Origin of the sequence: Methylobacterium sp. WSM2598, from assembly GCF_000379105.1 — a bacterium.
Classification (GTDB): domain Bacteria; phylum Pseudomonadota; class Alphaproteobacteria; order Rhizobiales; family Beijerinckiaceae; genus Methylobacterium.
On sequence record NZ_KB900609.1, the window covers coordinates 3,677,573 to 3,703,227 of the forward strand.

At 74.0% G+C, this 25,655-nt stretch carries 20 protein-coding genes and 1 pseudogene; 9 read left to right on the top strand and 12 right to left on the bottom strand.

All coding sequences use genetic code 11. The features are described from left to right. Positions 1–73 precede the first annotated feature (73 nt). The 5 genes from MET2598_RS0117570 to MET2598_RS0117590 form a co-directional block, all read right to left on the bottom strand. Positions 74–1,330: a GTP cyclohydrolase II gene (locus tag MET2598_RS0117570; protein WP_012331874.1), complete on the bottom strand. Its 1,257-nt coding sequence runs from the start codon at positions 1,328–1,330 to the stop codon at positions 74–76. A gap of 135 nt (positions 1,331–1,465) precedes the next feature. After that, entirely contained in the window at positions 1,466–1,885 is a 420-nt protein-coding gene (locus MET2598_RS0117575; protein ID WP_018261749.1) for a DUF2852 domain-containing protein, read from the bottom strand. Between the two features lie 182 nt (positions 1,886–2,067). Further along, complete coding sequence (locus MET2598_RS42520; RefSeq protein ID WP_210163414.1) at positions 2,068–2,217, bottom strand: hypothetical protein; 150 nt, start codon at positions 2,215–2,217, stop codon at positions 2,068–2,070. Between the two features lie 18 nt (positions 2,218–2,235). Continuing rightward, positions 2,236–2,958 carry a response regulator gene (locus MET2598_RS0117585; protein ID WP_012331872.1) on the bottom strand — a complete coding sequence of 241 codons (723 nt, stop codon included), beginning with the start codon at positions 2,956–2,958 and terminating at the stop codon, positions 2,236–2,238. A gap of 424 nt (positions 2,959–3,382) precedes the next feature. Next, positions 3,383–3,622 (bottom strand): hypothetical protein, encoded by a 240-nt coding sequence (locus MET2598_RS0117590; protein ID WP_012331871.1) that lies wholly within the window; start codon positions 3,620–3,622, stop codon positions 3,383–3,385. 293 nt (positions 3,623–3,915) lie between these two features. On the opposite strand from MET2598_RS0117590, the gene MET2598_RS0117595 reads away from it, so the two are divergent. The 6 genes and pseudogenes from MET2598_RS0117595 (at position 3,916) to MET2598_RS0117615 (ending at position 11,784) form a co-directional block, all read left to right on the top strand. Further along, positions 3,916–5,670 (top strand): DUF3369 domain-containing protein, encoded by a 1,755-nt coding sequence (locus MET2598_RS0117595; RefSeq protein WP_018261751.1) that lies wholly within the window; start codon positions 3,916–3,918, stop codon positions 5,668–5,670. Positions 5,671–5,767: 97 nt separating this feature from the next. Next, a complete protein-coding gene (locus MET2598_RS0117600; protein WP_012331869.1) occupies positions 5,768–6,784 on the top strand; it encodes a KpsF/GutQ family sugar-phosphate isomerase in 1,017 nt (338 codons plus the stop codon). A 521-nt stretch (positions 6,785–7,305) separates the two neighbouring features. After that, a complete protein-coding gene (locus MET2598_RS0117605) occupies positions 7,306–8,388 on the top strand; it encodes a TRAP transporter substrate-binding protein (RefSeq protein WP_018261752.1) in 1,083 nt (360 codons plus the stop codon). A 1,000-nt stretch (positions 8,389–9,388) separates the two neighbouring features. Further along, a pseudogene (locus MET2598_RS43775) lies at positions 9,389–9,940 on the top strand (PAS-domain containing protein); the annotation flags it as partial. 163 nt (positions 9,941–10,103) lie between these two features. After that, complete coding sequence (locus MET2598_RS36785) at positions 10,104–11,474, top strand: putative bifunctional diguanylate cyclase/phosphodiesterase (RefSeq protein WP_018261754.1); 1,371 nt, start codon at positions 10,104–10,106, stop codon at positions 11,472–11,474. A 79-nt stretch (positions 11,475–11,553) separates the two neighbouring features. Next, positions 11,554–11,784, top strand: a complete 231-nt coding sequence (locus MET2598_RS0117615; protein ID WP_018261755.1) for a hypothetical protein — start codon at positions 11,554–11,556, stop codon at positions 11,782–11,784. Between the two features lie 124 nt (positions 11,785–11,908). Here the strand turns inward: MET2598_RS0117615 and MET2598_RS0117620 are convergent, their stop codons facing one another. After that, complete coding sequence (locus MET2598_RS0117620) at positions 11,909–13,180, bottom strand: arsenic transporter (protein WP_012331865.1); 1,272 nt, start codon at positions 13,178–13,180, stop codon at positions 11,909–11,911. Positions 13,181–13,381: 201 nt separating this feature from the next. Beyond that, positions 13,382–14,686, bottom strand: a complete 1,305-nt coding sequence (locus MET2598_RS0117625) for an MFS transporter (protein ID WP_012331864.1) — start codon at positions 14,684–14,686, stop codon at positions 13,382–13,384. A gap of 351 nt (positions 14,687–15,037) precedes the next feature. On the opposite strand from MET2598_RS0117625, the gene MET2598_RS0117630 reads away from it, so the two are divergent. From MET2598_RS0117630 to MET2598_RS0117640, 3 genes are read left to right on the top strand one after another with little or no spacing between them, the layout of a single operon-like run. Then, positions 15,038–15,571: a hypothetical protein gene (locus tag MET2598_RS0117630; RefSeq protein ID WP_012331863.1), complete on the top strand. Its 534-nt coding sequence runs from the start codon at positions 15,038–15,040 to the stop codon at positions 15,569–15,571. 58 nt (positions 15,572–15,629) lie between these two features. After that, the gene (locus tag MET2598_RS0117635) at positions 15,630–17,624 is read left to right on the top strand and encodes an AAA family ATPase (RefSeq protein ID WP_018261756.1); all 1,995 of its coding nucleotides are present in this window, start codon (positions 15,630–15,632) and stop codon (positions 17,622–17,624) included. A 4-nt stretch (positions 17,625–17,628) separates the two neighbouring features. After that, complete coding sequence (locus tag MET2598_RS0117640) at positions 17,629–19,146, top strand: tetratricopeptide repeat protein (protein ID WP_018261757.1); 1,518 nt, start codon at positions 17,629–17,631, stop codon at positions 19,144–19,146. An 18-nt stretch (positions 19,147–19,164) separates the two neighbouring features. Here MET2598_RS0117640 and MET2598_RS0117645 read toward each other — a convergent pair whose 3' ends face one another. The 5 genes from MET2598_RS0117645 to MET2598_RS0117665 are packed head-to-tail and all read right to left on the bottom strand — an operon-like array spanning position 19,165 to position 25,651. Next, complete coding sequence (locus tag MET2598_RS0117645; RefSeq protein WP_018261758.1) at positions 19,165–20,025, bottom strand: UPF0280 family protein; 861 nt, start codon at positions 20,023–20,025, stop codon at positions 19,165–19,167. A 5-nt stretch (positions 20,026–20,030) separates the two neighbouring features. After that, positions 20,031–20,495 (bottom strand): MarR family winged helix-turn-helix transcriptional regulator, encoded by a 465-nt coding sequence (locus tag MET2598_RS0117650; RefSeq protein ID WP_018261759.1) that lies wholly within the window; start codon positions 20,493–20,495, stop codon positions 20,031–20,033. Beyond that, entirely contained in the window at positions 20,492–22,009 is a 1,518-nt protein-coding gene (locus tag MET2598_RS0117655; RefSeq protein WP_018261760.1) for a 6-hydroxynicotinate reductase, read from the bottom strand. The genes MET2598_RS0117650 and MET2598_RS0117655 overlap by 4 nt, the downstream gene beginning before the upstream one ends. A gap of 58 nt (positions 22,010–22,067) precedes the next feature. Then, positions 22,068–24,806, bottom strand: a complete 2,739-nt coding sequence (locus MET2598_RS0117660; RefSeq protein ID WP_012331857.1) for a molybdopterin-dependent oxidoreductase — start codon at positions 24,804–24,806, stop codon at positions 22,068–22,070. Continuing rightward, positions 24,806–25,651, bottom strand: a complete 846-nt coding sequence (locus tag MET2598_RS0117665; RefSeq protein ID WP_012331856.1) for an FAD binding domain-containing protein — start codon at positions 25,649–25,651, stop codon at positions 24,806–24,808. Before MET2598_RS0117665 ends, MET2598_RS0117660 begins: the two co-directional genes overlap by 1 nt. Between the last annotated feature and the right edge of the window lie 4 nt (positions 25,652–25,655).

Here is a 25,655-nt window from a genome sequence, read left to right on the forward strand (position 1 = left end):
CCGCCGGCGCGGGGCCCGGTGCGGGTTCCGGGAGCGTGCCGGACAGCCCCGGCCGGCCGGGCGGCGGTCCGGCTCAGAACCGCTCCAGGTCGCGCCCCTTCACGGCGTCGAGCGCCCCCGCATCGGGCGCCTCGCCGGGCGTGTAGTAGCCGGCCGCCTTCTTGGCCTCGATCTCCACCGCCGCGTCCGGGGGGATCAGTTCCGGCGGGATCGGCACCCGCTCGCCGACCGCGATCCCCGAACCGGTGATCGCGTCGTACTTCATGTTCGACATCGACATCAGCCGGTCGATGCGGCGGATGCCGAGCCAGTGCAGCACGTCGGGCATCAGCTGCTGGAAGCGCGCATCCTGCACGCCGGCCACGCATTCCGTGCGCTCGAAGTAGGTGGCCGCGGAATCGCCGCCCTCCTGGCGCTTGCGGGCGTTGTAGACCAGGAACTTCGTCACCTCGCCGAGGGCCCGCCCCTCCTTGCGATTGTACACGATGACGCCGACGCCGCCCGCCTGCGCCTCCCGCACGCATTCCTCGATGCCGTGGGTGAGATAGGGCCGGCAGGTGCAGATGTCCGAGCCGAACACGTCCGAGCCGTTGCACTCGTCGTGGACCCGGCAGGCGATGCGGGTGCGCGGCTCGGCGATGCGCGCCGCGTCGCCCATGATGTAGATCGTGCAGCCGCCGATCGGCGGCAGGAAGACCTGCATGTCGGGCCGCGTCACCAGTTCCGGGAACATGCCGCCGGTCTGCTCGAAGAGCGTGCGGCGCAGGGCCGTCTCGCTGGTCCCGAACCGCGCCGCGACGCCCGGCAGGTGCCAGACCGGATCGACCGCGATCTTCACCACCGAGATGTCGCCGCCCGGATGCAGGATCGCGCCGTCCGGCGCGAGGCGGTGGGCGCCGATCGCCGCCAGGATCTCCGGCAGCGAGAGCCGCGCCTTGGTGATCGCGATGGTCGGGCGGATGTCGGCGCCGGTGGCGATCTCGCGGGCGAAGACCTCGCCCGGCAGGTGGCCCCAGGGGTCGAGGGAGACGATGCGGTCCGGCTCGCTCCATTGCGGGTGCGGGCCGATCGGCACGACCGGATGGGTGTTCGTCAGGTCGGGCCGGGCCAGCGGGTTGAGGGCGCGCCCGGCGATGGCGAGCGCCCGGTAGAGGGAATAGGCCCCGCCATTCGCCCCGATCACGTTGCGGTCGGCCGGGTTGGTGACGGTGCCGATCACGGGGCCGCGCTCGCGCGGATCGGCGGCGCCCCAGCGGATCGGCCAGCGGGCGGCGCCCGGCTCCGGATGCGAGGTGAGCCGGATATGCGTCGAGCGGTTGGACGTGGTCATGCGGTCCCGCCTCATCCTGAACGGCGAAGGCTCTCCGCGCTGTCCGCGCGGAGAGCCTCGTTGGCTTGACCTTGCTGACGATGGCCGATGCCGGCCGGAGCGTCAAGTTGGGACGGTGCGAGCCCGCCCGGGCCCTCAGTAGTTCGTGCCGGCCTTGCGGCGGGCCATGAAGGCGTCGAACTGCTCGCGGTCGCGGGCGCGCTTCAGTTCCTCCACGAAGTCCGTGAAGGCACGGCTCTCCTCCTCCAGGCGGCGGCGCTCCTCCTCGAGGCGGTCCAGCTCGCGCCGGCGGTACTCCTCGAAGGCCGAGTTGCCGGTGCCCTGCCGGAACGCCTCCCGGCGGACGAACCCGCCGCGGAGGTTGCGCTCAGCGAAGGATTTCAGTTCGTCGAGGGCCGGGTATCCCATGAGCTTCCACACCACGTAGGCGGCCGCGACGGGCCAGACATAGATGAAACCGAGGACGATCGCGCCGATCTCCAGGGAGCGGCGCGGGAACGGACCGGCGCCTCGGCAGGAGCGGCCGTTCGACCAGGGGGCGGAGGAAAAGGTCACGTCGTGTCTCCCGAGGAGATGTGAATGTGAACGACATTTACATGCGGGCGCCCCCGCGCGGTTTCAAGAGGAGGGGAAGCGGGATTCCACGCGGCGGCGCGCGGCGGCCGAGGCGCGCGCCGAGACGGTGCCCGGGCTGCTCCGCCCGGACACCGCCGACCGCTCAGGCCAGGTTCAGAACCTCAATGCAGGTAGCCGAGGAAGAACAGGATCAGGATGATCGGCAGGGGAATTCCGATCAGCCACAGGAGTCCGCCTTTCAGCATCTTCGCCTCCATCGAATTCAATGCCGAGATTGGAGCATGAACGGGGAAGCGAGACTTGAGTTCCACCGGATCGCGGCGGGAGGGTCAATCGCCGTCGGGACGGAACACGTAGCCGAGGCCGCGCACGGTCTTGATGAAGCGGGGGTTGGCCGGATCGGGCTCGATCTTCTTGCGGATGCGGTTGATCCGCACGTCGATGGCGCGGTCGAAGGCGTCCGGGTCGCGGGCATCGGCGAGGTCGAGGAGCCGCTCGCGGCTCATCACCCGCTTGGGATTGTCGAGGAAGGCCTTGAGCAGGGCGAATTCGGAGCGGGTGAGGAGCTGCTCGGCCCCGCTCTCGTCGCGCAGCCGCAGGGTCTCGGTATCGACCCGCATCCGCCCGAAGCGGACGCCGCCGGGCTCGCGGGGCTCGGGCGCCCCGGCCGGACGGGTCTGCGCGGCGCGGCGCAGGACGGAGCGCACCCGGGCCACGAGCTCGCGCAGCTCGCAGGGCTTGGGCAGGTAGTCATCGGCCCCGAGTTCGAGGCCGACCACCCGGTCGATGGGACTCGCCGTGGCGGTGAGCATGATGATGGGGATCTGACTGCGCGCCTTGAGGTCCCGCACGATGGAGAGCCCGTCCTCGTCCGGCATGTTGAGGTCGAGGACGATGAGGTCGGGGGGGCGCGCGGCGAGGAGGCGGCGCAGGGAGGCGCCGCCGTCGCAGAGATCCACCTCGAACCCGTGCAGGCGCAGGTAGTCGCCGACCATCGCGCGGGCGTCCGGCTCGTCGTCGACCACGTAGATCCGCTGGGCGGCGCCCGTCATGGCGCGGCCTCCGGTGGAACCACGAGGGCCGGGCGGAGGAAATCGGGTCTGATCGGCACCGGAAACAACACGCGCGCGTCGAGAGGCCGCGCACCACAATGGCGCCGAACCGGGCCGGCGTCCATGCCGGCCCCGCGCGCGATCATGCGGCGTCGGCGCCAGGGACCGAGGCCGGCTCCCGCGAGAGCATCCGAGGTGAGCATCATGGCAAATGACAAAGCAGGGCGTGTCCAGGCTTGGACGCGCTGGCGATAACAGATCAAGCCAGCATTGTCACGGACGCTTGCGGGCGGGCATGACGGTTCGAACCTTGTGCCCGCGCCCTTTTCCGAGAGGTTTACAGTCTTGATCAGTCCCGGCCGCGGGCTCGTCTAGTGGGCCGGCGATCACGGCGGGGGCGGGCGCGACGCCGCGCCCGGGTCCCTCAGGCGAGGCGGCGCAGCGTGGCCGTCAGCCGCTCCGCGATGCGCTCGCGGGCCCGGCGCGGCAGGGCGCCGGGCGCCTCGTCCTCGATCAGGTCGGCGATCTCGCCGCGGCTCGGCTCGGCCGGCCGCGAATCCTGCAGCAGGCGGCGCAGGGCCTCCAGATCCGCGCGCCAGGGCTCGGCTCCCGGGGTCGCGGGCCTCTGCGTCGCGTGAAGACCTGACTGGGTCGTGCAGAGCATCGCCGATCTCCCGTGCTTGGCCCGTCGCGCGTCGCGACGACGGCGCGATGTAAGCAAGGACTGTTACAAGCGGATTGCGTCCGATCGCCAACCCTGGGCTGTGCTCTGACGCACATTCCGACCCGATTCGGCCGCGATCGACCATGCGGGCCGCCGCCTCGACCGCCCGTCATCGATCAGATCGCGCGCTCGGCGATGTCATTCCGGCATTTTCGGCAAGGTAAGCTTGTTCGGGCGGCCCCGTCCGGTCAGGATGCGGCCGCGCACCTTGGAAGGATGCTGGCGGACGGTCGATGAGCGACGACGATTTCTTGTTTCTGGTACCCGACGACGAGGCCGCGCCGGAGGAGGCCGCCTCGCCGCAATGGTCGGTGGTGGTGGTGGACGACGACCCGGCGGTGCACGAGGGCACCCGCTTCGCGCTGGCGGGCTACGCCCTCGACGGGGCCCGGCTCGACATCCTGTCGGCCCACTCGGCCGCGGAGGCGCGGGCGCTGCTCGCCGCGCGGCGCGGCGGCGTGGCGGTGATCCTCCTCGACGTGGTGATGGAGACCGAGGATGCCGGCCTCACCCTGGTCGATTACATCCGCCGCGACCTGCGCGACGAGACCGTCCGCATCATCCTGCGCACCGGCCAGCCGGGGCAGGCCCCCGAGCGCCGCGTCATCGTCGATTACGACATCAACGACTACAAGGCGAAGACCGAGCTCACGGCCGACAAGCTGTTCACCAGCCTGACGGCCGCCCTCCGGGCCTACCAGCAGCTCAAGCGCCTGGAGGAGACGCGGCGGGGACTGGAGATCATCATCGATGCGGCGCCGATGCTGCTCGACCACAAGTCGATGCAGCGGCTGGCCGAGGGCGTGCTGACGCAGGTCGCCTCGCTGCTCAACGTCGCCTGCGAGGGCATCCTGGTCCTGCGCGAGCGCGCCGCGCCGGACGAGAGCTTCTGCGTCCTGGCGGGCTCGGGCTGCTACCAGCACCTCGTCGCGCCCGCCCGGGCCGTGGCCCTCGACGGGGAGGTGCGCGGGATCGTCGAGCGGGCCTTCGCGGAGCGGAGCCACACTTTCGGCGACCGGTGGTCGACGCTCTACGTGCACACCGCGAGCGGCAGCGAGATCGTGGCCCTCCTCAAGGCCGACCGCTCGCTGTCCGAGACCGACCGGGCGCTGATCGCGCTCTTCACCTCGCGCCTGTCGATCGCCTTCGACAACGTCATCCTGTACGAGCAATTGCAGCGGGCGAATGTCGGCCTGGAGCAGCGGGTGGTGGAGCGCACCGCCGAGCTGATGCGGGCCAACCGCCGCCTCGCCCTGCAGCGCTCGGACCTCCGGCGGGCCAACCAGCTCAAGACCGAGATCCTCGGCACGGTCGCGCACGACCTGAAGAACCCGCTCGCGGTGATCCTCGGGCGGGCCGAGATGCTGGGCGACCTCGTCGGCACCCTGCCCCAGCCCGTGGAGGCGATGCGCGCCCAGGTCGGCCACATCCGCGAATCGGCCCGGCGCCTGACCGGCATGATCGAGAGCCTGATCGCCGACGCGATGAACGACGCCCTCGACATCACGCTGCGGCGCGAGCCGGTCGACTTCGCCGCCCTGGCCCGCGAGGTCGCGCAATCGAACGCCCCCCTCGCCGAGACCAAGGCGCAGCACCTGCGCACCGAGATCCCCGCGAGCCTGTTCATCTGCGGCGACGGCGAGCGCCTGCGCGAGGCGATGGACAACCTGGTCTCAAACGCCATCAAGTACAGCCCGAACGGCGGCGAGATCGTCGTGGCGGTGGCCCAGGACGAGACCGACACGGTCTTCGCGGTGCGGGATTTCGGCCCCGGCCTGTCGCCGGAGGATCAGGGCCGGCTGTTCGGGCGCTTCCAGCGGCTCTCGGCCAAGCCGACCGGCGGCGAGGGCTCGACGGGCCTCGGCCTGTCGATCGTCAAGCGCATCGCCGAACTGCACGGCGGCCGGGCCACCGCCGAGAGCCACGCCCCCGGGGCCGGCTCGACCTTCGCGATCCGCCTGCCCAACATCGCCGTCGAGGTGCCCTGACGTCGCGCACGCAATCTGGCCGCAAATCCGGCGCTAAGCTCCCGCCTTTCCCGGGCCGCGCCGAATCGGCGCGGGCCCGTCGCGACGAGGAAGCAGGATGGAGCGTACCCACACGGCCGAGACCGCGGAGAGCAGCGCCGCGCAGATCGTCGAGGCCGGCCATTTCTCGGCCATCCGCACCATCCGCACCGAGGCGGAGGCCCTCCACACGCTGGCCCGCGCCCTCGACGGCGAGCTGCGGGCCGGCTTCGCGGAGGCGGTGGCGGCGATCCACGCGAGCCCCGGGCGCGTCTTCGTGTCGGGCATCGGCAAGAGCGGCCACATCGCCCGCAAGATCGCCGCGACGCTGGCCTCGACGGGCACGCCGGCCACCTTCATCCACCCCTCCGAGGCCAGCCACGGCGACCTCGGCATGATCACCGCGCAGGACATCGTCATCGCCCTGTCGTGGTCGGGGGAGACGGCGGAACTCGGCGACATCGTGAGCTTCGCCAAGCGCTTCACGGTGCCGCTGATCGCCCTGACCTCGAACCCGCAGAGCACGCTGGGGCTCGCGGCCGACATCCTGCTGCCGCTGCCCCTGGTCAAGGAGGCCTGCCCGCACAACCTCGCGCCGACGTCGTCGAGCGTGATGCAGCTCGCGCTCGGCGACGCGCTCGCCATCGCGCTGCTCGAGCGCCGCGGCTTCTCGGCAAGCGACTTCAAGGTCTTCCATCCGGGCGGCAAGCTCGCGGCCCGGCTCAAGACCGTGCGCCAGCTCATGCACACCGACGACGAGATGCCCCTGGTGCCCCGCGGCATCCCGATGTCCGAGGCGCTGCTGGCGATCATGGGCAAGCGCTTCGGCTGCGCGGGCGTGGTCGACGAGGCCGGGCGGCTCGTCGGGATCATCACCAACGGCGACCTGCGCCGCCACATGGGCAGCGACCTGCTGCACCGGCCGGTCGACGCGATCATGACCCCCGCCCCGATCACGGTGCTGCCGGGCGGGCTCGCGAGCGCGGCCCTGGAGATGATGAACCGCCGCCAGATCACCGCGATGTTCGTGGTCGAGGGCGGAAGGCCGATCGGCATCCTGCACATCCACGACCTGCTCCAGGTCGGGGTGGCCTGATCCGGGATCCGCTCGATCGAAGCGGCTCCCGTCTCACGAGCCTGCGCGGCGCCCGAGCGCGGCGCTTGAGCGAAGCCGATATCCGCATGGCCGAAATCGGAGATGGCGAAGCCATCAACCGGATGTCGGATGACAAGCCCGCGCGGCGCCTGAGCGAAGCCGACATCCGCATGGCGAAGCAATCAACCGGATGTCGGATGACCAGGCGGGGCCGCGGCGGGCGCCCGGCTTGCGGCGAGTCGCGCCCTCACGTAAAGCCAGGGTGACCGCTCCCGGGCATCGCCCCTTCCCAGGTAAACTCCGGCGGGATCTTACATCGCACCACAACCGCGAGTTCTCAGAAGTCCAGGATCATCCGGAGAAATCTGGGACCGACTTGGCCGGATCGGAGACGACCGGCCGCTCTTCGTTGCTCGTCTCCGCCCGATGGGGGATTCTTTAACGCCCGCCGCGCATGGTGCGTCTGACGAGGGCGAAGAGGGCCTGCCGCCATGCGGGGGCTCCGTCGGGAGCGGCGTTCGATGAGCGTCAGCGCGGGGCGACGAGGCTGGCTGGGGCGCGTCCGGGCGCGGGGCGTCGGCGCGTCCCTGATGCTGCTCGCGGCCACCGGGGCTGGCGCCGCGCAAACCCCCCTGGCGCTGCGCGTGGTCGGCGGCCTCGCTGGCGTCCGGCAATTCACCCAGTTCGAGGAGCCGTTCTGGTCGCGCGAGATCGCGGAGCGCTCGGGCGGGCGCGTCGTCGCCAGCATCCACGCCTTCGACCGCAGCGGCCTGCGCGGCGAGGACATGCTGCAGCTGATGCGGCTCGGCGTCGTCCCGTTCGGCACGGTGCTCCTGTCCCTCGCCGCCGGAGAGGACCCGGAGCTGACCGCGGTCGACCTGCCCGGCCTGAACCCCGACACGCGGGCGCTGCGGCGCAGCCTGGCGGCCTTCCGCCCGCATATGCGGCGGGTGCTGGACGAGCGCTACGGCATCGAGCTCCTCGGCGTCTACGCCTATCCGGCGCAGGTGCTCTACTGCGCCGAGGCGTTCCGGGGCCTCGACGACCTGGCGGGGCGCCGGGTGCGCATCTCCTCGGTGAACCAGTCCGAGTTCGTGCGGGCGCTCGGGGGGGTGCCGATCATCGTCCCGTTCAGCGAGACGACCGGCGCGGTGGCGCGCGGCGTGGCGGATTGCGCGATCACCGGCACCCTGAGTGGCCTGGAGATCGGGCTGACGGCGGTGACCTCCCACGTCCACGCGCTGCCGATCAACTGGGGGCTCTCGATCTTCGGCGCCAACCGCGACGCCTGGGGCGCCATCGCGCCGGACCTGCGCGAGGCGATCCGGCGCGGGGTCGGTGACCTCGAGGAGCGCATCTGGCGCATGGCCGAGGCGGACACGGCCCGGGGCCTCGCCTGCAGCACCGGGGCGGCGGAGTGCCCGCCCGGGTCGCGGGCCGGTCTCACCCTCGTGCCGGTCAGCGCGGAGGACGAGGAGCGCCGCCTGCGCCTCCTCCAGCGCCGGGTGCCGCCGGACTGGATCGAGCGCTGCGGCCGCGATTGCGGCGCCGCCTGGAACGCCGCGCTCGCCGCCACGACCGGGATCCGGGCCGATGAGCGCTGAGGCGGCCCGCGCCAGGCTGCCGCGGCGCCTCGTCCTGGCGGTGCTGGGCGTCGTCGCGCTGGTGTCCGGCGCGCTGCTCGGGGGCAGCGTCCTCCTGCTGCAGCAGACCCACGAGACCGTCCGGGTGGCGGCGGAGCGCTCGGTCGAGCGCACCGCCCAGACCCTGGCCCACACGATCAACCGGCAGTTCCTGCAGATCGACAGCGCGCTCGCGAGCCTGCCGGTCCTGCTCTCGACGCTGGCCGCGACGCCGGGGGCGATCTCGCCCGAACGGGCGGGCCGGCTCCTGCGCGGCCTCAACGTGCAGAGCTTCGCCTTCCGCGACCTGATGCTGGTGCGGCGCGACGGCACGCTGTGGACGTCGGCCCGCGCCCGCTCGGCCCGCTTCCCGCTCGACGAAACGATCCCGGACCGCAGCCGGGGCATGATGACCCTGGCCGGCCCGACCCACAACCGGCGCACGGGCGAGTGGGTGCTCCACCTCGCCCGCACCGTCACGCTGCCGGGCGAGGGCGAGCTCGTGGCCGTGGCCGAGGTGCCGCTCTCCTCCGTGCAGGGCCTGCTCGCCGAGGCGGGCGACGCGCCCGGGCAGCGGGTGACGCTCGAGCGCGCGGACGGGCGGCTGCTGGCGAGCCTGCCGCACGACGAACTCGCCACCGGCCGGATCCTGCCCCAGCGGATCAGCGTGCGGGAGCGCGACGACCGGGCCTTCGCCCTCCCGGCCGGCCCCGGGCACGGCCCCGTCCTGGCGGCGGCGCGGTCCACCCTGTACGGCGACGTCGCAGTGGCGGTGACGCTGGAGACCGCGCAGGCCTTCGCGGATTGGTCGCGCGACCGCGCCCGCATCGTCGCGGTGACCTGCCTCATCGAGGCGCTGCTCCTCGCGGCGGCCGCGGCTCTGCTGGCGGGGTGGCGCGTCTACCACGAGCTTCAGGCGGCGCGCGACCGCGCTCACAGGATGCTGGAGAACGCCATCGAGGCCATGGCGGACGGCTTCGTGATGTGGGACCGCGACGACCGCTTCGTCACCTGCAACAGCCGCTACCGCGCGCTCTACGCCCTCAGCGAACCGGCGCTGCGGCCCGGCGCGCGCTTCGAGGACATCATCCGGTACGGGGCGGAGCGCGGCCAGTACCCGCAGGCCGGCAGCGACCTCGACGCCTTCGTGCGCGACGTGGTGGCGTGGCACCGCGACGATCACGGCACGCTCGAACGCCTGCTGCCCGGCGGCCGCTGGGTGCTGATCACCGAGCGCCGCACGGCGACCGGGGAGACGGTCGGCATTCGCACCGACATCACCGCCCTCAAGGCCGCCCTGGAGGATCTCGCGGCGGCGAATGCCCGGGCGGGGCAGGCCATGGCCGAGGTCCAGGCGCAGAACACGGCCCTCCTGGAGCGCGACCGCTCCCTGCGCACCCAGAACCGGCTGTTCGACGCCGCCCTCGGCAACATGTCGCACGGGCTCCTGATGGCGGACGCGGCGGGCCGCCTGATCGTGGCGAACCGCCGCCTCGCCGAACTCCTCGGGACCGCGCCCGAGACCCTGGCGCCGGGCGAGAGCATGGAGGTGATCTTCGCCGAGATCGGGGCCCGCTGCTCCCTGGGCCGGCGCGCCCTCGCCCGGATGCGCGCGCTGCAGCGCGACCCGCGAGGGTGCCGGCACCTTCAAGATCTCGGGTCAGGACGGGCGCACCCTCTCGATCACCCAGCGGCCGATGGCCGATGGCGGCTCGGTGGCGATCTACGAGGACGTCACCGAGCAGCAGCAGGCCGAGGACCGCATCCGCTTCCTCGCCCAGCACGATCCGCTGACGCATTTGCCGAACCGCGTCCTGTTCCGCGAGCGCCTGGACGCGATGATGCGCGCCGACGCGCCGGACGCGACCGCGCTGCTCTACCTCGACCTCGACGCCTTCAAGAACGTGAACGACACGCTCGGCCATCCGGTCGGCGACGCGCTGCTGGCGGCGGTGGGGGCGCGGCTCGGCGCCTGCGTGGGCGAGGGCGGGGTCGTCGCGCGCCTCGGGGGCGACGAATTCGCGGTCGCCTGCGCGGAGGGCGAGGCCGCCGCGCAGGCGCTGGCGGCGCGGATCATCGCGCAGCTGAGCGCGCCCTACGCGCTCGCGGGCCGGACCGTGCAGGTCGGGGCGAGCGTCGGCATCGCGGTGTCCGGGCCGGAGGCGCGGGACGCCGACACGCTGCTGCGCCACGCCGACATGGCCCTCTACGAGGCCAAGGGGCGGGGCCGGGGCTTGGCCTGCGTGTTCGAGAAGTCGATCGCCGCGCGCCTGCACGAGCGGCTGGCCCTGCAATCCGACCTCGCCGAGGCGGTTCCGGGCGGCCAGCTCGTCCTCGCCTACCAGCCGGTCTTCGACCTCGCCGGGGGGCGGGTCAGCGGCTTCGAGGCCCTGGTGCGCTGGAACCACCCGGTGCGGGGCTTCGTCAGCCCGGCGCAGTTCATCCCGATCGCCGAGCAGACCGGGCAGATCGAGGCGATCGGCGCCTTCGTGCTCGACCGGGCCTGCCGGGATGCGGCCGCCCTGCCGCCCGGCATCCGCGTCGCGGTCAACCTCTCGCCGGTGCAGCTGCGGGCGGAGGACATCGTCGAGCGGATCGCGACCGCCCTCGCCGAATCCGGGCTCGCTCCGGCCCGGCTCGAATTGGAGATCACCGAGACGGCGCTGATGGAGGACAGCGAGCGGATGGTGCAGCTCCTGGAGCGCATCCGCGCCCTCGGGGTGCGGATCGTGCTCGACGATTTCGGCACCGGCTACTCCTCGCTGAGCTACCTGCGCACCTTCCCGTTCCACAAGATCAAGATCGACCAATCCTTCGTGCGCGAGATGACGACGCGGGCGAACTCGCTCGCGATCGTGAGCGCCATCGTGGGGCTCGCCGACGAACTCGGGATGGCGACGACGGCGGAGGGCATCGAGACCGCCGACCACCTGGATTTCGTGCGCAAGGTCGGCTGCCGGGAGGCGCAGGGCTACTTCCTCGGCAAGCCGAAGCCGATCCTCTCCGCCTTCGAGGTCCTGCGCGCGCCGCTGCCGCCCTGCCCGGGCGCCGTCCCCCTCGCCTCCTGAGGGCCGCGCGGGGCGGCCGGAACAGGCGCGCCGCGCCGGGGGTTGGGGCGGCCTGACCCCTCGCGCGACGGAGGCACCCATGGCCGGCGAGAAGCCGCACGGCGACAAGACCCACGCCCAGCACCAGCGGATCATCGAGCACCGGGAGGGGCCGAACGTCCCGGCGGGAGGCGACCGCGTCCGCAGCAGCGCGGACCCGGCGCGGCCGCCGACGACCCATCAGGAGAGCCGCGACCACAACAAGCACAACAATCCCGGCCAGGACGGCCATCGGCCGCAGACGCACCGGCCGGGCGAGGAGAAGCACTGAGGGACCGAAGGTCCTTCGGTGGCCGGCGCCCCGCGCGGCTGCGCCTTCACGGGCTTGCCGCGCGCCCGGAGCGCGCCCGCCGCCAGGATGAAGGGATACGGGCGCGCGGCGGTCGGGGGCGGCCTCAGGGCACGAGGAGGAGGCCGGCGAGCGCCAGCAGGAGGGCGGGCGGCATCACCAGCGCTCCCAGCGCCAGGAAGCGCCACGCCCCGACATGCTGCCCCTCCCGCCGGATCGCGGTGAGCCAGAGGATCGTGGCGAGGGAGCCCGTGACCGAGAGGTTGGGGCCGAGATCGACCCCGATCAGGATCGCGCCCGCGATCCTGTCGGAGACCTCCGCCGCCTGCACCGCCGCGCCGGCGATCAGCCCGGCCGGCAGATTGTTGAGGAGGTTGCAGAGCAAAGCGACGAGCGCGCCCGCCCCCCAGGCGGTGCCGGCCGGATGGGCGCCCGCCTGCACCCTCAGGGTGTCGGCGACGAGGCGCAGCACCCCGGTCCTCTCCAGGGCCTCGACCAGCACGAACAGCCCGGCGACGAGGGGCAGCACGCTCCAGGACACGTCCCGGACCAGTTCGGCCAAACCCTCCCGCCGCAGCGCCAGGACGAGGAGCGCGGTGGCGAGTCCCGCGAGGCAGGTCGGCGGGCCGAGAGCGAGGCCGCGCGCCGAGGCGGCGATCAGCACGAGCCCCGTCGCCAGGATGCCGAGCCCGGCGACGAGCCCGGTGCGGGACAGGTCGGCGCGCGGCACGTCGGTCGCCACCTCCTGGGCGCGCAGGGTGGGGCCCTGCGTGAGGCGCAAGGCCGCGTAGGTCGCCAGGATCGCCAGCGCGGAGGGCAAGGTGAAGCGGGCGAGCCACTCGGCGAGCGGGGGCATGTGCGCCGCGTAGACGACGAGGTTGGCCGGGTTCGAGATCGGCAGCACGAAGCTCGCCGCGTTGGCGATGAAGGCGCAGACCAGCAGGTAGGGCAGCGGGTCGCGCACCCGGGCGGCCTTGGCGGCGCACGCGACCGCCGGCGTCAGCACCACCGCGCAGGCATCGTTCGACAGGAACACCGTCACGACCGTGCCGACCGCGTAGACGAGGGTGAAGAGCCGCGTCGCCGAGCCCCGCGCCCGCCGCACCGCGATGCCGGCGAGCCAGTCGAACAGCCCCTCCTTCCGGGCGACCTCGGCGAGCAGCATCATGCCGATCAGGAAGAGGTAGACGTCCGTGCCCTTCAGGACCCCGTCCCAGGCGGTGCCGGCGGGGAGCAGGCCGAGGGCGACGAGCACGATCGCCCCGAGCACGGCCCAGACCGCTTCCGGCCAGCCGAGGGGGCGCAGGATCACGCCGAGCGTCGCCAGCGCGGCGATGCCCCAGGTGGCGAGGTGGGGTGTGACGCCGAGCGCGCCCATGGTGACGGATCTCCCGGATCGGTGCGGTGGGGCCAGCCGTGCCGGCCTTCGCGGCTCCGGCCAAACCTTCCAAGGCCAAGCCTGGTAAGGCCAAGCCGTCAAAGGCCAAGCCATCGAGGGCCAAGCCATCGAAGGCCAAGCCTGCCCAGGACGCGCCTGGTTCGGGTGCCCCGGCGCCGCGTCGCGCCCGCGCGGGATCCCTCACTCTGCCGGGACGGCGAGCGGGGCCGCGGCCGGGGACGGATGGCCCGGAGCGAGGCCGCGCGTCTCCGGCATGGCGAAGAGGTAGAGGGCGAAGCCGAGGGCCGCGATCCCGGCCAGGACCAGGAAGGCCGCCGCGTAGCCGGCCGAGACGATCACGAGTCCCGCCAGGGCGGCGCTGAGGGAGGCGCCGACGCCCTGCGCGGTGGCGACCGCGCCCTGCGCGACGTTGAAGCGGCCGCTGCCGCGGGTCAGGTCGGCGACCACGATCGGGAAGAGGGCCCCGTAGATCCCGGCCCCTACCCCGTCGAGGCACTGCACCGCCACGAGGAAGACGGGATCGTCCGAGAGCGTGTAGAGAATGCCGCGCAGGGCCAGGATGCCGAAGGCGGCGAGGAAGATCGGCTTGCGCCCGAAACGGTCGGCCTTGGCGCCGACCAGAATCGCCATCGGCACCATCACGCATTGGGCCGCCACGATGCAGATCGCGATGAGCGAGGTGGCGTAGTCCTTGCCCACCACCTTCGTGAGCAGCTGGCCGACCGAGGGCAGCATCGCCGCGTTGGCGAGGTGGAAGGCGGCGCAGAGCGCGGCGAAGAGCAGGAGGGGGCGGTTGCGCAGCAGCACCGCGAGGCCCGAGGGCTGCTCGCAGGGATCGTGCTGGCGGCCGTCAAGGCCCCGGGCGAGGTCGTCGTCGATCTCCGCCCGCGGCACCACCAGCATCGCGCCGATGCTGAGCGCCGCGAGGAGGCCCATCAGCCAGAACACGATGGCCGGCCCGAACACGGTGGCGAGGCCCGCCGCGAGGAGGGCCGAGACCGCGTTGCCGGCGTGGTTGAAGCCCTCGTTGCGGCCGATCCGCCGAGCGAAGAGCCGCGGCCCGACGAGGCCGAGGGTGATGCCGGTGAGGGCCGGCGGGAAGACCGCGCCGGCCACGTGGGCGAGGGCCTGCGTGCCAGCCACGAGGTAGACGTTGGAGATCCAGGGCAGGACGAGGCAGCTCGCCGTCACGGCGAGGGCCGCCGCGATGACGATGGCCGGCTTGCGCCGGGTCCGGTCGATGAGCGCGCCCGCGGGCGTCTGCGCCGCCAGGCCGGCGACGCCCGCCACCGTCATGACGAGGCCGATCGTCGCCTCGTTCCAGCCCTGGGCGGGGCCGCGCACGGCCAGCAGGTAGATCGCGAGGTAGGGCCCGAGGCCGTCGCGCACGTCGGCGAGGAAGAAGTTCAGCGCGTCGAGGCCGCGCAGCGCCCGGCGCGACGGGCTCGGCTCCGCGGCGCGTGCGGAGGGGCGCAGGTCGCTCATGACGATCTCCGCGAGGGGGTGTGCAGGACGGGAGCGAGGGTGACCCGGCGGACCGGTCGACGTCGCGCCGCACTAATCGAGGGCGCGATGGAATAGTTCCCAAAGGAAATCGTGCCCGTTCGGGCGAGGGGAGGGCCGAGCCCGGCGAGTATCCTCTAGGGGAGTATCCTCGGCCGGCGCGAATGCGGCCGCGGCGGCGGGCGGGATCGCCGCGTCGCGCCCGACGGGCGCAAGTCGATCCCAGGATTCAGCAAGTCTCCGCGGGCGCACATTCTCACCGACAGGCTTTTCGCCTATCATCGTCGTAATCGTCGCGTGCAACCCGCCGCCTTCGCTTGGGAGGATGCTCGGATGATCGCGCAAGTCGCCGGGTCTCGGGAGCCTGGGAAGGAGCGAGATCGGAAAGCCGGCCCGGTCGCGCCGGCCCTGGTCGCCGGCGCGGGTGGTCTCGCGACCGCGGCCCTGCTGGTGACCCTGTTCGGCACCGCCGCGGGGCCGGCCTCCTTCACGCTCGCGCAGGTCGCCCCCGGCGAGATCGCCGCGGCGGCCGGGACGCTCGCGGTCGCGCGGGCGCCTCAGCTCGTCCAGGAGGCGAGGAGCTGCGCGGCGCCCCTGGCGGTGGTGAGCGTGACCCGGGCGGGCGCGGGCCGGGGCGGCATCCGGATCCGCTCGGGCCCCTACGTCTCGCCCGAGATCGTCCCGGGGGAGGCGCCCCAGCGGGTCGCCCTCCCGTTCCCGTCCCCCTACCCGGCCGGGCGCGGCAGCCTGTCGGTCGAGGGCGACCTCGCCGGCCTCGGGCTCTTCCTGTCGCCCGGCTGGCGCTTCGATCCGGCGACCGGGGCGGCCTCGATCCCGGTCGTCTGGATGCCTGGCAAGATCTGCTGACGCCGCGGCGCGCCGGTTTCCGACCCGGTTTCCGCCCCGACACGACGAGGACTCGGCGATGAAGACGTTCTTCCGGGACCGGCCGATGCTCGGCTTCTTCCTGATTTCCGTGGCGGCCGCGGTGCTGAGCGCGTGGCTCATCAACCCGCAGAGCAGCCCGCTCGCATACTTCGCGGCGGCCGGCGGCACGGCCGGCCCGCTCCTGCTCAAGGTCGCGACGGTGCTGGCGATCCTGGCGGCGGGCGCGGCCCTCACCTACGTGGCGGCCCGGCTCGCGCAGAGCCAGGACGTGCTCCTCGCCACGGGCGGGGCGGCCGTCGGCTCGCTGCGGCTCCTGCGCACCTCCCAGAAGCCGCCGGTGCGCCCGATCCAGGACGCCCTCGACGAACTCGACGGGATGATCGGCCTCGCGCCGGTGAAGGAGGAGGTCAACAAGCTGATCTCCCGGCTGCAGGTCGAGCAGAAGCGGCGCGAGCAGGGCCATGCCGGCGCGCCGCTGAGCCTGCACATGGTGTTCACCGGCCCGCCCGGGGTCGGCAAGACCCAGGTCGCGCGCGCGCTCGGCGAGATCTTCCGGGGCGTCGGCGTCCTGCGCAAGGGACACCTCGTCGAGACGGACCGCGCGGGGCTGGTGGCCGGCTACGTCGGCCAGACCGCCACCAAGACCCTGGACAAGTGCAAGGAGGCGCTCGACGGCATCCTGTTCATCGACGAGGCCTACGCCTTCGCCGACGGGCAGGAGGGCGGCTCGTTCGGGCGCGAGGCGATCGACACGCTGCTGAAGTTCATGGAGGATTACCGCGACCGCATCATCGTGATCGTGGCGGGCTACCCGAGCGAGATGCGCCGGTTCATCGGCACCAATCCGGGTCTCGCCAGCCGCTTCACCAAGACCATCGCCTTCCCGGCCTACGACCCGGCCGAGCTGGGGGCGATCCTGCGCGCCATGGCGGCCAAGCAATCCTTCCAGCTGCCCGAGGACATCGAGGCGCGGCTGTCCGGCTGGCTCGCCGAGAACGCCAAGCGCGAGGATTGGGGCAATGCCCGCGAGATGCGCACCCTCTTGGAGAAGGCCCGCGAGGCCCAGGCGCTGCGCATCGCCGGCCAGCCGCAGGCCGATCTCTCCCGGATCGAGATCGAGGATTTCCAGAGCGCGCTCGGCTTCGCCCTCCCCGGCCAGGCCCGGCAGGCGACCGCGCCGCTGCCGCTGCTGCGCGTGCCGACCCGGGCGCAGGGCGCCCGCCCGGCCGAGGCGGCGCTGGCCGACCTCGACGCGATGGTGGGCCTCGCGCCGGTGAAGGAGGAGGTCAACACCCTGATCTCCCGGCTGCAGGTCGAGCAGAAGCGGCGCGAGCAGGGCCTGCCGGTCTCGGCCATGAGCCTGCACATGGTGTTCACCGGCCCGCCCGGGGTCGGCAAGACCCAGGTCGCGCGCGCGCTCGGCGAGATCTTCCGGGGCGTCGGCGTCCTGCGCAAGGGACACCTCGTCGAGACGGACCGCGCGGGGCTGGTGGCCGGCTACGTCGGCCAGACCGCCACCAAGACCCTGGACAAGTGCAAGGAGGCGCTCGACGGCATCCTGTTCATCGACGAGGCCTACGCCCTCGCCGACGGGCAGGGGGGCGGCTCGTTCGGGCGCGAGGCGATCGACACGCTGCTGAAGTTCATGGAGGACCACCGCGACCGCATCATCGTGATCGTGGCGGGCTACCCGAACGAGATGCGCCGGTTCATCGGCACCAATCCGGGCCTCGCCAGCCGCTTCACCAAGACCATCGATTTCCCGGCCTACTCGGTCGCGGAGCTGGAGGAGATCCTCCGGCGCATGGCGGCGGCCCAGGCCTACGCGCTGCCCGACCCGCTCGGGCCGCGGCTGTCCGGCTGGCTCGCCGAGAATGCCAGGCGCGAGGATTGGGGCAACGCCCGCGCGATGCGCACGCTGCTGGAGCGCGCCCGCGAGGCCCAGGCCGTGCGGCTCGCCCGCGAGCCCGAGGCCGACCTGCGCCGGATCGAGGCGGCGGACCTGGACGCGGCCATCGGCATGAGGAGCTGACGGCATGGCCGGCTCGTCCCTCGCCCTCAAGCACGCGCTCCTGTGGAGCGGCGATCCCTGGTACCGCGGGGCCTGGATCATCTGGCCGCAGGCCGCGGCCCTGCTCGCCGCCGGCTGGCTCGTCCTCGGCGGCGCGCTCCCCGTCCCCGAGCCGGCCGCCCCCTGGGCGCGCCCGAAGGCGCCGCTCACCGGCCCGGAGAGCACGGCCCTGCGCGACCGCGCCCTCGGCGACCCGGCCGCGCTCGCGCAGCTGCGGGCGGCGGCGGCGGAGGGCGGCGCGGAGGCGCAGTTCAGCCTCGGCACCCTGTTCGATCCGACCCTCTCGCTGCGGCGCGCCACCACGGCGCCGGACATGCGCCAAGCGCTGGCGCATTACCGGGCCGCGGCCGAGCAGGGCCACGCGGCGGCGCAGTTCAACCTCGGCAACGCGCTCTACTGGGGTAGCGGCGGCGTGCCGGCCGACCCGGCCGCCTCCCTGCCCTGGATCGAGAAGGCGGCGCAGCAGGGCGTCGTGCCGGCCCAGCGCCTCGCCGGCCTCGCGGCGCAGCGCGGCGTCGGCATGGCGGCCGATCCGGCCCGCGCCGCGTCGTGGTTCCGCCGGGCCGCGGAGGCGGGTGACGCCTTCGCGCAGGCCGAGCTCGGCTGGGCCTACGAGCGGGGGCTCGGCGGGCTCCCCGCCGATCAGGCCGCGGCGGTGGGCTGGTACCAGAAGGCCGCCGCGCAGGGGAATGCCGGGGCCGAGCGGCTGCTCGGGGTGCACCTGCTGGAGGGGCGCGGCATCGCCGCCAGCAAGGCCCAGGCGATGGAGCACCTCGCCCGGGCGGCGGGACGGGGCGACGCGGAGGCCCAGGCCCGGCTCGGCTACGCCTTCCTCACCGGCGACGGCAAGCCGATGGACCCGAAGGAGGCGGTGTCCTGGTTCCAGAAGGCGGCGGACCAGGGCAACACCTTCGCGCAGCGGCGCATGGGCCTCGCCTACCGCGACGGGTCCGGCGTGCCGGCCGACCGCGGCCTGTCCCTGCAATGGTTCCGCCGCGCCGCCGAGGCGGGCGACGGGTTCGCGGAGGCCGAACTCGGCGCGGCCTACGAGACCGGCACCAGCCTGCCCCGCGACCCGGGCCAGGCCCTCGCCCTCTATCGCCGCGCCGCGGAGCACGGCGACCCGCTGGGGCAGGCCAGGACCGGCGAGGCGCTGCTCCTGGGCACGGGCGGGCCCCGCGATCCGGCCGCGGCCCTGCCCCTGCTCCAGCGCGCCGCGCAGCAGAACCAGCCGCTCGCGCAGTATTATCTCGGCACGATGTACGACCAGGGCAACGGCGTGGCGGCCAACCCGGCCGAGGCGGTCTCCTGGTACCAGCGCGCGGCGCGCAACGGCAACGCCGCCGCCCAGAACGCCCTCGGCGTGGCCTACGCGCGCGGCGCGGGCGTGCCGAGGGACCTCGCCCAGGCGCGGGCCTGGTTCAGCCAAGCCAAGGCCAACGGCAACCTCGCGGCCGCCAAGAACCTGGAGCAGCTGCGATAGGTGGATCGACCGCGCCGCTCAGGCGCCCGCGCCGATCCGCCCGATCCCGCCGAGGACGACGCTCCGCCCCTGCAGCATCAGGGCGGCGTCGCGGATCAGGCCGGCGCCGCGCATCGCGGCGGCGCGGGCGCGGCCCGCCTCCAGCGCCGCCGCCACCGCCTCGGGCGGCAGCGGATCGACCCCCACCGTGACGAGCCGCGCGCCGAGATCCGAATCGGGATCGAGGCTGTCGGCCGGCGCGCGGCGGATGCCGGGATGGCCCTTGAGGTCGACCGCGTTGGCGATGAGCGTCGCGGCCGCGTCCGCCGCGGCCGCGTCGCGGGCGAGGACCGTCACCGAATCGGCGATGCCGCGCGAGAAGGAGCGGCCCTGCCGCCCGGAGGTCGCGAGCCCCCCGATCCCGTCCGCGTGCGAGAGCCGCACCCGGCCGTTCAGCGCCGGCACCGGGCCGCGGGAGAAATCCCCCGCCACGCCCACCGCGATCGATTCGCCCTCGGCGAGGTGGAGGGCGATGTCGCCGCCGTCGTTGACGAAGGCCTTGGCGAGGGGCGCCGTGGCCAGCATGGCGGCGAGGAGTTCGTCCGCCACCGCCCCGGCCACGGCCGCCATGGGGGTGAGGAACTCCCGGTGCGGGCGGCAGGCCGCCACCATGCGGCGCGCCACCGCCCCCTCGACGCGCGGCCGCGCGCGCATCGGCCGGCGCAGGGCCGGCAATTCGGCGACGAGTTCGCCGAGCAGCGGCGCGAAGCGCGCCGCCGCCGCCCGGTAGGCCTCCCGCACCGCCGCCTCGGCGCCGTGGGCCCGCAGCACCACGTCGATCGGCCCGTGCTGGAGGTGGAGTCGCCCGCCGGGCAGCGCCTGGACGCGCGGCCCCTCCACGGCGCTCAGCCGAGCTTGGCGAGGAGGCGGGTGAGATCCTTCGCCTCCGCCTGGGTCAGGGGATCGAGGGTGCGGGCCGTGACCTCGGCGCCCCGGCTCTTCATGGCCTCGACCACGCCGCGCCCCTCCGCCGTCAGGGCGAGGCGCACGAGGCGGGCATCGTCCGGGTCGGGGGAGGGCCGCAGGAGGCCGCGGGCGGCGAGCCGGCGGGCCACCCCGTTCATCGTCGCCGGATCGATGCCGACCTGCCGCCCGAGCTGGTTCTGCGAGGTCGGCCCGAGGTCGTGGAGCTTCGCCAGGGCGGCGAACTGCACCGGCGTCACGTCGAAGTCGCGCATCACGCTCTCGAAGATCGCCGAGGCGCGCTGGTGCGCCCGGCGGATCAGGTAGCCGATCTGCTCCTCGAGCCGGTAGATCCGCACCGCCTCCGGGTCGACGCGCAGCCCCTCGCGGCGCCGGGGCTCGCTCACGGCCCCCCTCCCTTCGCGGCGGGGCGGGCGGGCCAGGGATTGTCCGGCCGCCACGCCTCGTGGCGGGCGCCCGGCCCCACCTCCCGCAGGAGGTCCGCCATGGCGACGACCTCGCCCAGGTGACCGCCGAGATCGGCGTAGAGGGCGCGCGGCAGGGTGAACTCGATCGGGGCGACGAGCGCGGGCGTCGGCACGGCGCCGAAGGCGTTGCCGGGCAGGCGCGTGACGTCCGCCATCACGGTGATGCCCCCGCCCGGCCAGACCGTGACGGGCGCGCCGCCCATGGTCACGCGGGTCTCGCCCGAGGCGACCGAGCGGGTGAGGCGCACCGGGTTCTCGGTCACCCCCGCCCGCAGGGACCCGCCCGCGCCGGCCACGAACAGCACCGTGCAGAGGGAGGGCTCGCAATTCTCGCCGATGCGCGCGACCACCGCGCGGATCGCCGGCGGCATCTCGGCCGGGACCGGGGTGAGGCGCTCGTCGAGGACGAGCCAGAGGGCGTGCTCGCCGGTGGTCGAGGTCATCAGCAGCCGCAGGCCCGGCCAGGCCACGGCCGGATCGATCGCCTGGATGATGGCGAGCGGGTCGGCGATGTCGGTGCCGCCCCAGCCGGTGCCGGGCTTCGCCACCTGGAAGTAGCGCCCCGGCGTCGAGCGCCGGCCCCGCACGCGGATCCCCGCGGGGCGCATGCCCAGCACCTTGCCGGCCTGATGCTCGGTCAGGACCCCGGTGATGTGGTCGTCCACGACGATGACCTCGTCGGCGTGGCCGAGCCACTGACGGGCGAAGATGCCGACCGTGGCCGAGCCGCAGCCGACCCGCATGCGGCGCTCCGGCACGCCGTCGACGATCGGCGCGCGGCCGGCCTGGACCACGACCGCGTGGCCCCCGTCGATGGCGAGCGTCGCCGGCGCGCCGGAGCAGAGGGCGAGCAGCGTCTCGCAGGTGACCTGCCCCTCCTTCTTGGAGCCGCCGGTCAGGTGGCGCACGCCCCCGATCGAGAGCATCTGCGAGCCGTACTCGGCGGTGGTGACGTGGCCGACCTCCTCGGAGCCGGCCCGGACCGCGGCGCGCTCGGGCCCGAGATGGCGGTCGGTGTCGATCTTCACCTTCACGCCGCAATAGCTGAAGATGCCCTCGGTCACGACCGTGACGGTCTCGACGCCCTCGTGCTCGCTCGCGACGATGAAGGGGGCGGGCTTGTAGTCCGGATAGGTCGTGCCCGCGCCGATCCCGGTCACGAAGGTTCGGGCCGGATCGGCCCCGTGCCCGTCCCAGGCGGCGGCCCCGAACGGCACCAGCCGGCCGCCCGCCTCGACGGTGTCGTGCAGGAGCACGACCGGGTCGGTGCGCACGAGCCGCCCGTCGCGGTTGGCGTAGCGCGCGCAGGCGCCGGCGCGCCCGGGCCGGATCCGGCACAGCACCGGGCAGGCATCGCAGCGCACGATGCCGTCGCCCTCGGCGGCGCCGAACTTGTTCGCGCGGGCGTCCGGGGAGAGGGGATCGGCGCTCATGGCCGGCTCCGGGCGCGGTGCGGCCGGGATCCGGACGGCGCGGGCGCGCCTGCGAGTCTCATTCCGCCGCCTCCCTCCGGTTGAGCGCCGCGTGCAGCCGGTGCGGCAGCACCGGCACCCGGGTGAGCCGCGCCCCGGTGGCGTGGCGGATGGCCGACAGGATCGCGGGCGCGGTCGCCACCAGGGCCGGCTCGCCGACGCCCTTGGCGCCGTAGGGGCCTTCCGGGTCGGGATCCTCGATGATCCGCACCGCGATCTCCGGCACGTCGCCGACGGTCGGGATCAGGTAGTCGTGCAGGTTCTCGGTGCGGCCGGGGATGAACTCCTCCATCAGGGCGAGGCCGAGGCCCTGCGCGATGCCGCCGTGGATCTGGCCCTCGACCAGGGTCGGGTTGATCGCCCGCCCGACATCGTGCGCGGCGATGATCCGGCTCACCCGCACGGTGGCCAGCACCGTGTCGACCGCGACCTCCGCGAGCTGCGCGGCGAAGCCGTAGGTGGCGTAGGGGATGCCCTGGCCCTCGGCGTCGAGCGCCGTGGTCGGCGGGTCGTACCAGCCCTCGCCGGCCAGCACCGCGCCGGTGGCGTCGGGGGTCAGGCGCGCGAGGTCGATGCGGCGGCTCGCCGGCCCGTCCGCGATGGTGAGCCAGGCCCCGTCGAGGGAGAGCCGCGCCGCCGGCCCCGCATTGGCGAGCGCCAGGATGCGCCGCCGCAGATCCTCCCCGGCGCGCCGCGCCGCGTTGCCCGACACGAAGGTCTGGCGGGAGGCCGAGGTCTTCCCCGCGTCGTAGGTCAGGTCCGTGTCGCCGACCACTTGGCGGAAGCGGTCCGGCGGCAGCCCGAGCGCGTCGGCGGCGATCTGGAGCAGCACCGTGGAGGAGCCCTGCCCGATATCGACGGCGCCGTTGAGGAGGGTGAGCGCGCCGTCCGGCCCGAGCGCGATGCGCATCCGCGACGGATTCGACATCGAGGTGTTGCCGCAGCCGTACCACATGCAGGCGAGCCCGACCCCGCGCCGGATCCGGCCGCCCCCGGCATTGGCGGCCTCGGCCTCGGCGACGAGCCGGAAGAAATCGTCGCGCAGGGCATCGAGGCATTGCGGCAGGCCGGCCGAGGCGTGCAGCACCTGCCCGGACGCCGTCGCGTCGCCGTGGTCGAGGGCGTTGCGGCGCCGGATGGTCCAGCGGTCGATCCCGAGATCCCGGGCGAGGTCGTCGATCAGCGTCTCGGCCGCGATCGTGGCCTGGGGCACGCCGAAGCCCCGGAAGGCGCCGGCCGGGGTGTCGTTGGTGTAGACGGCCCGGGTGCGGTTGCGGACATGCGCCACCCGGTAGGGGCCGGGCGCGTGGACCGGCACCCGGTTGGCGACCGTCGGCCCCCAGGAGGCGTAGGCGCCGGTGTTGAAATCGGCGTCGAGCTCGAAGGCGGTGAAGCGCCCCCGCGCATCCGCCGAGAGCCGGGCGCGGATCGTCGCCGGATGGCGCTTGGTGGTCGCGGCCATGCTCTCGGTGCGCGTGAAGACCATCCGCACCGGGCGCCCGGTCAGCCAGGCCGCGACCGCCAGGATCGGCTGCAGCGAGACGTCGAGCTTGCCGCCGAAGCCGCCGCCGCAGGCGGTGGGCACGATCCGCACCGCGGCCGCGGGCAGGCCGAGGACGCGGGCGACGTCCTCCTGGTCCATCACCGGGGCCTGGGTGCAGGCGGTCACCTCGATGCGCTCGCCGACCCGGCGCGCGAAGCCGGCCTCGGGCTCCAGGTAGGCGTGCTCGACGAAGGCGGTCTCGAAGCTGCCCGAGGCGGTGGCGGCGGCCTCGGCGTGGCCGGCCTCGACGTCGCCGCGGGTCAGCCTGCCGTGGGTGAGCACGTTGTCGGGGACGCAAGCGTGCAGGGACGGGGCGCCGGGGGCGAGCGCCGCCGCGGTGCCGGAGAGGGCCGGGAGCAGCGCGTAGGCGATCGGAAGGTCGGAATCGGGGAAGCCCTCGACGGCCTCGCGGCTGCCGACCAGCGCCGCGACCGGATCGCCGCGCATCCGCACGAGGCCGTCCGCCAGGACCGGCTGGTCCTTGATGTGGGGGAAGACCCCGAAGGAATTCTCGCCCGGGATGTCGCGGGCGGTGAGGATGCGGGCGAGGCCCGGATGCCGGGCGAGGACGGGGGCGAGCTCCCCGAGGGTGAAGCGGGCGGCGGCGTGCGGCGCGCGCACGAGGCGCAGCCAGAGCGCGCCCTCGGGCTGGTGGTCGGCGCCGAACAGGTCGGTGCCCTCGACCTTCGGCCGGCCGTCGACGCGCGCCATCCGGGTTCCGACCGCGGCGCCGGGTTCCGGCGCGGGCGCGGCGGCGCCGCCGCCGCGGGCCACGTCCATGATCGCCTCGACGATCGCCGCGTAGCCGGTGCAGCGGCAGAGCACGCCGCCGATCGCGTCCTCGATCGCGCGCCGGTCCGGCCGCGGCTGGCGCCGCAGGCCGTCCGCGGCCGCGAGGATCATGGCCGGGGTGCAGATCCCGCATTGCGCCGCCCCGCGGGCCAGGAAGGCCTCGCGCAGCCGGTCGATCCAGCCCTCGGGGTCGCGGCCCTCGATGGTGGTCACGGCGCGGCCCTCGGCCTGGGCGATCGGCACCAGGCAGGCGCAGACCTGCTCGCCGTCGAGGAGCACCGTGCAGGTGCCGCAATCGCCGGCCTCGCAGCCGATCTTGGTGCCGGTGAGGTGCAGGCGCTCGCGCAGCGTGTCGGCGAGGGTCGCCAGGGGCGGCGCCTCGACGACGTGGGAGACGCCGTTGACGAGGAGCGTGACGCGCATCAGGCAGCCCTCCGGTCGGTCTCGATCAGGGCGGAGAGGCCGTCCGCCACCAGGGCACGGGCGGCGGCGCGCCGGTAGGCGGCGCTCGCCCGCACGTCGTCGATCGGCGCGAGATCCGCGAGGTGATGGGCGGCGACGAGGCCGGGCGCCGCCGCCAGGGGCACCCCGCGCAGATCGGCCTCGAGGGCGGTGAGGCGGCGCGCCACCGGCCCGCAGGCGCCGACCGCGATCCGGGCCTCCCGGACGCGCCCGTCCGGCCCGGTCTCGACCGCGAGGGCCGCCATGGCGATGGAGATCACGAGGTAGCGCCGCGCCCCGAGCTTCTCGAAATGGCCGCGCCCGGCGCGCTTCGGGATGCGGATCGCCGTGACGAGGTCCTGCGGCCCGACCGCATTGGTCCGGTAGCCGGTGAAGAAATCCCGCGCCGGGACGTCCCGGCCGGAGACCTCGAAGACCGCGTCGAGGGCGAGCAGGTTCGGGATGCCGTCCCCCGCCGGCGAGGCCGTGCAGGCATTGCCGACGAGGGTGCCCCGGTTCTGGATCTGCACCCCTCCGACCGCCCGGCCCGCCCGCTTGAGCCCGTCGAGGAGGGGCGGCAGGTCGGCGCGGATCAGGTCGGTCCAGGTCGCGAGCGCCCCGATGCGCCAGTGGCCGCCCTCCTCGGCGATGCCGCGCAGTTCGGGGATGGCGGAGATGTCGAGGATGTCGGGCTGCGCGGGGTCGCCCCAGGCCCGCCGGGAGGCGGCGGCCGGGTAGAGGTCGGTGCCGCCGGCCAGAACCGTGACGGCCTGCGCGCGGCGGATCGCCAGGGCCTCCGCGAGGGTGGTGGGGCGGAAGTAGCGCATCAGG

What these genes read in the sequence shown, in the direction of transcription:
- MET2598_RS0117570 (WP_012331874.1), bottom strand. Translation starts at nt 1,330, where the DNA reads ATGACCACGTCCAACCGCTCGACGCATATCCGGCTCACCTCGCATCCG.
- MET2598_RS0117585 (WP_012331872.1), bottom strand. Translation starts at nt 2,958, where the DNA reads ATGACGGGCGCCGCCCAGCGGATCTACGTGGTCGACGACGAGCCGGAC.
- MET2598_RS0117590 (WP_012331871.1), bottom strand. Translation starts at nt 3,622, where the DNA reads ATGCTCTGCACGACCCAGTCAGGTCTTCACGCGACGCAGAGGCCCGCG.
- MET2598_RS0117595 (WP_018261751.1), top strand. Translation starts at nt 3,916, where the DNA reads ATGAGCGACGACGATTTCTTGTTTCTGGTACCCGACGACGAGGCCGCG.
- MET2598_RS0117600 (WP_012331869.1), top strand. Translation starts at nt 5,768, where the DNA reads ATGGAGCGTACCCACACGGCCGAGACCGCGGAGAGCAGCGCCGCGCAG.
- MET2598_RS0117605 (WP_018261752.1), top strand. Translation starts at nt 7,306, where the DNA reads ATGAGCGTCAGCGCGGGGCGACGAGGCTGGCTGGGGCGCGTCCGGGCG.
- MET2598_RS36785 (WP_018261754.1), top strand. Translation starts at nt 10,104, where the DNA reads ATGGCCGATGGCGGCTCGGTGGCGATCTACGAGGACGTCACCGAGCAG.
- MET2598_RS0117615 (WP_018261755.1), top strand. Translation starts at nt 11,554, where the DNA reads ATGGCCGGCGAGAAGCCGCACGGCGACAAGACCCACGCCCAGCACCAG.
- MET2598_RS0117620 (WP_012331865.1), bottom strand. Translation starts at nt 13,180, where the DNA reads ATGGGCGCGCTCGGCGTCACACCCCACCTCGCCACCTGGGGCATCGCC.
- MET2598_RS0117625 (WP_012331864.1), bottom strand. Translation starts at nt 14,686, where the DNA reads ATGAGCGACCTGCGCCCCTCCGCACGCGCCGCGGAGCCGAGCCCGTCG.
- MET2598_RS0117630 (WP_012331863.1), top strand. Translation starts at nt 15,038, where the DNA reads ATGATCGCGCAAGTCGCCGGGTCTCGGGAGCCTGGGAAGGAGCGAGAT.
- MET2598_RS0117635 (WP_018261756.1), top strand. Translation starts at nt 15,630, where the DNA reads ATGAAGACGTTCTTCCGGGACCGGCCGATGCTCGGCTTCTTCCTGATT.
- MET2598_RS0117640 (WP_018261757.1), top strand. Translation starts at nt 17,629, where the DNA reads ATGGCCGGCTCGTCCCTCGCCCTCAAGCACGCGCTCCTGTGGAGCGGC.
- MET2598_RS0117655 (WP_018261760.1), bottom strand. Translation starts at nt 22,009, where the DNA reads ATGAGCGCCGATCCCCTCTCCCCGGACGCCCGCGCGAACAAGTTCGGC.
- MET2598_RS0117660 (WP_012331857.1), bottom strand. Translation starts at nt 24,806, where the DNA reads ATGCGCGTCACGCTCCTCGTCAACGGCGTCTCCCACGTCGTCGAGGCG.
- MET2598_RS0117665 (WP_012331856.1), bottom strand. Translation starts at nt 25,651, where the DNA reads ATGCGCTACTTCCGCCCCACCACCCTCGCGGAGGCCCTGGCGATCCGC.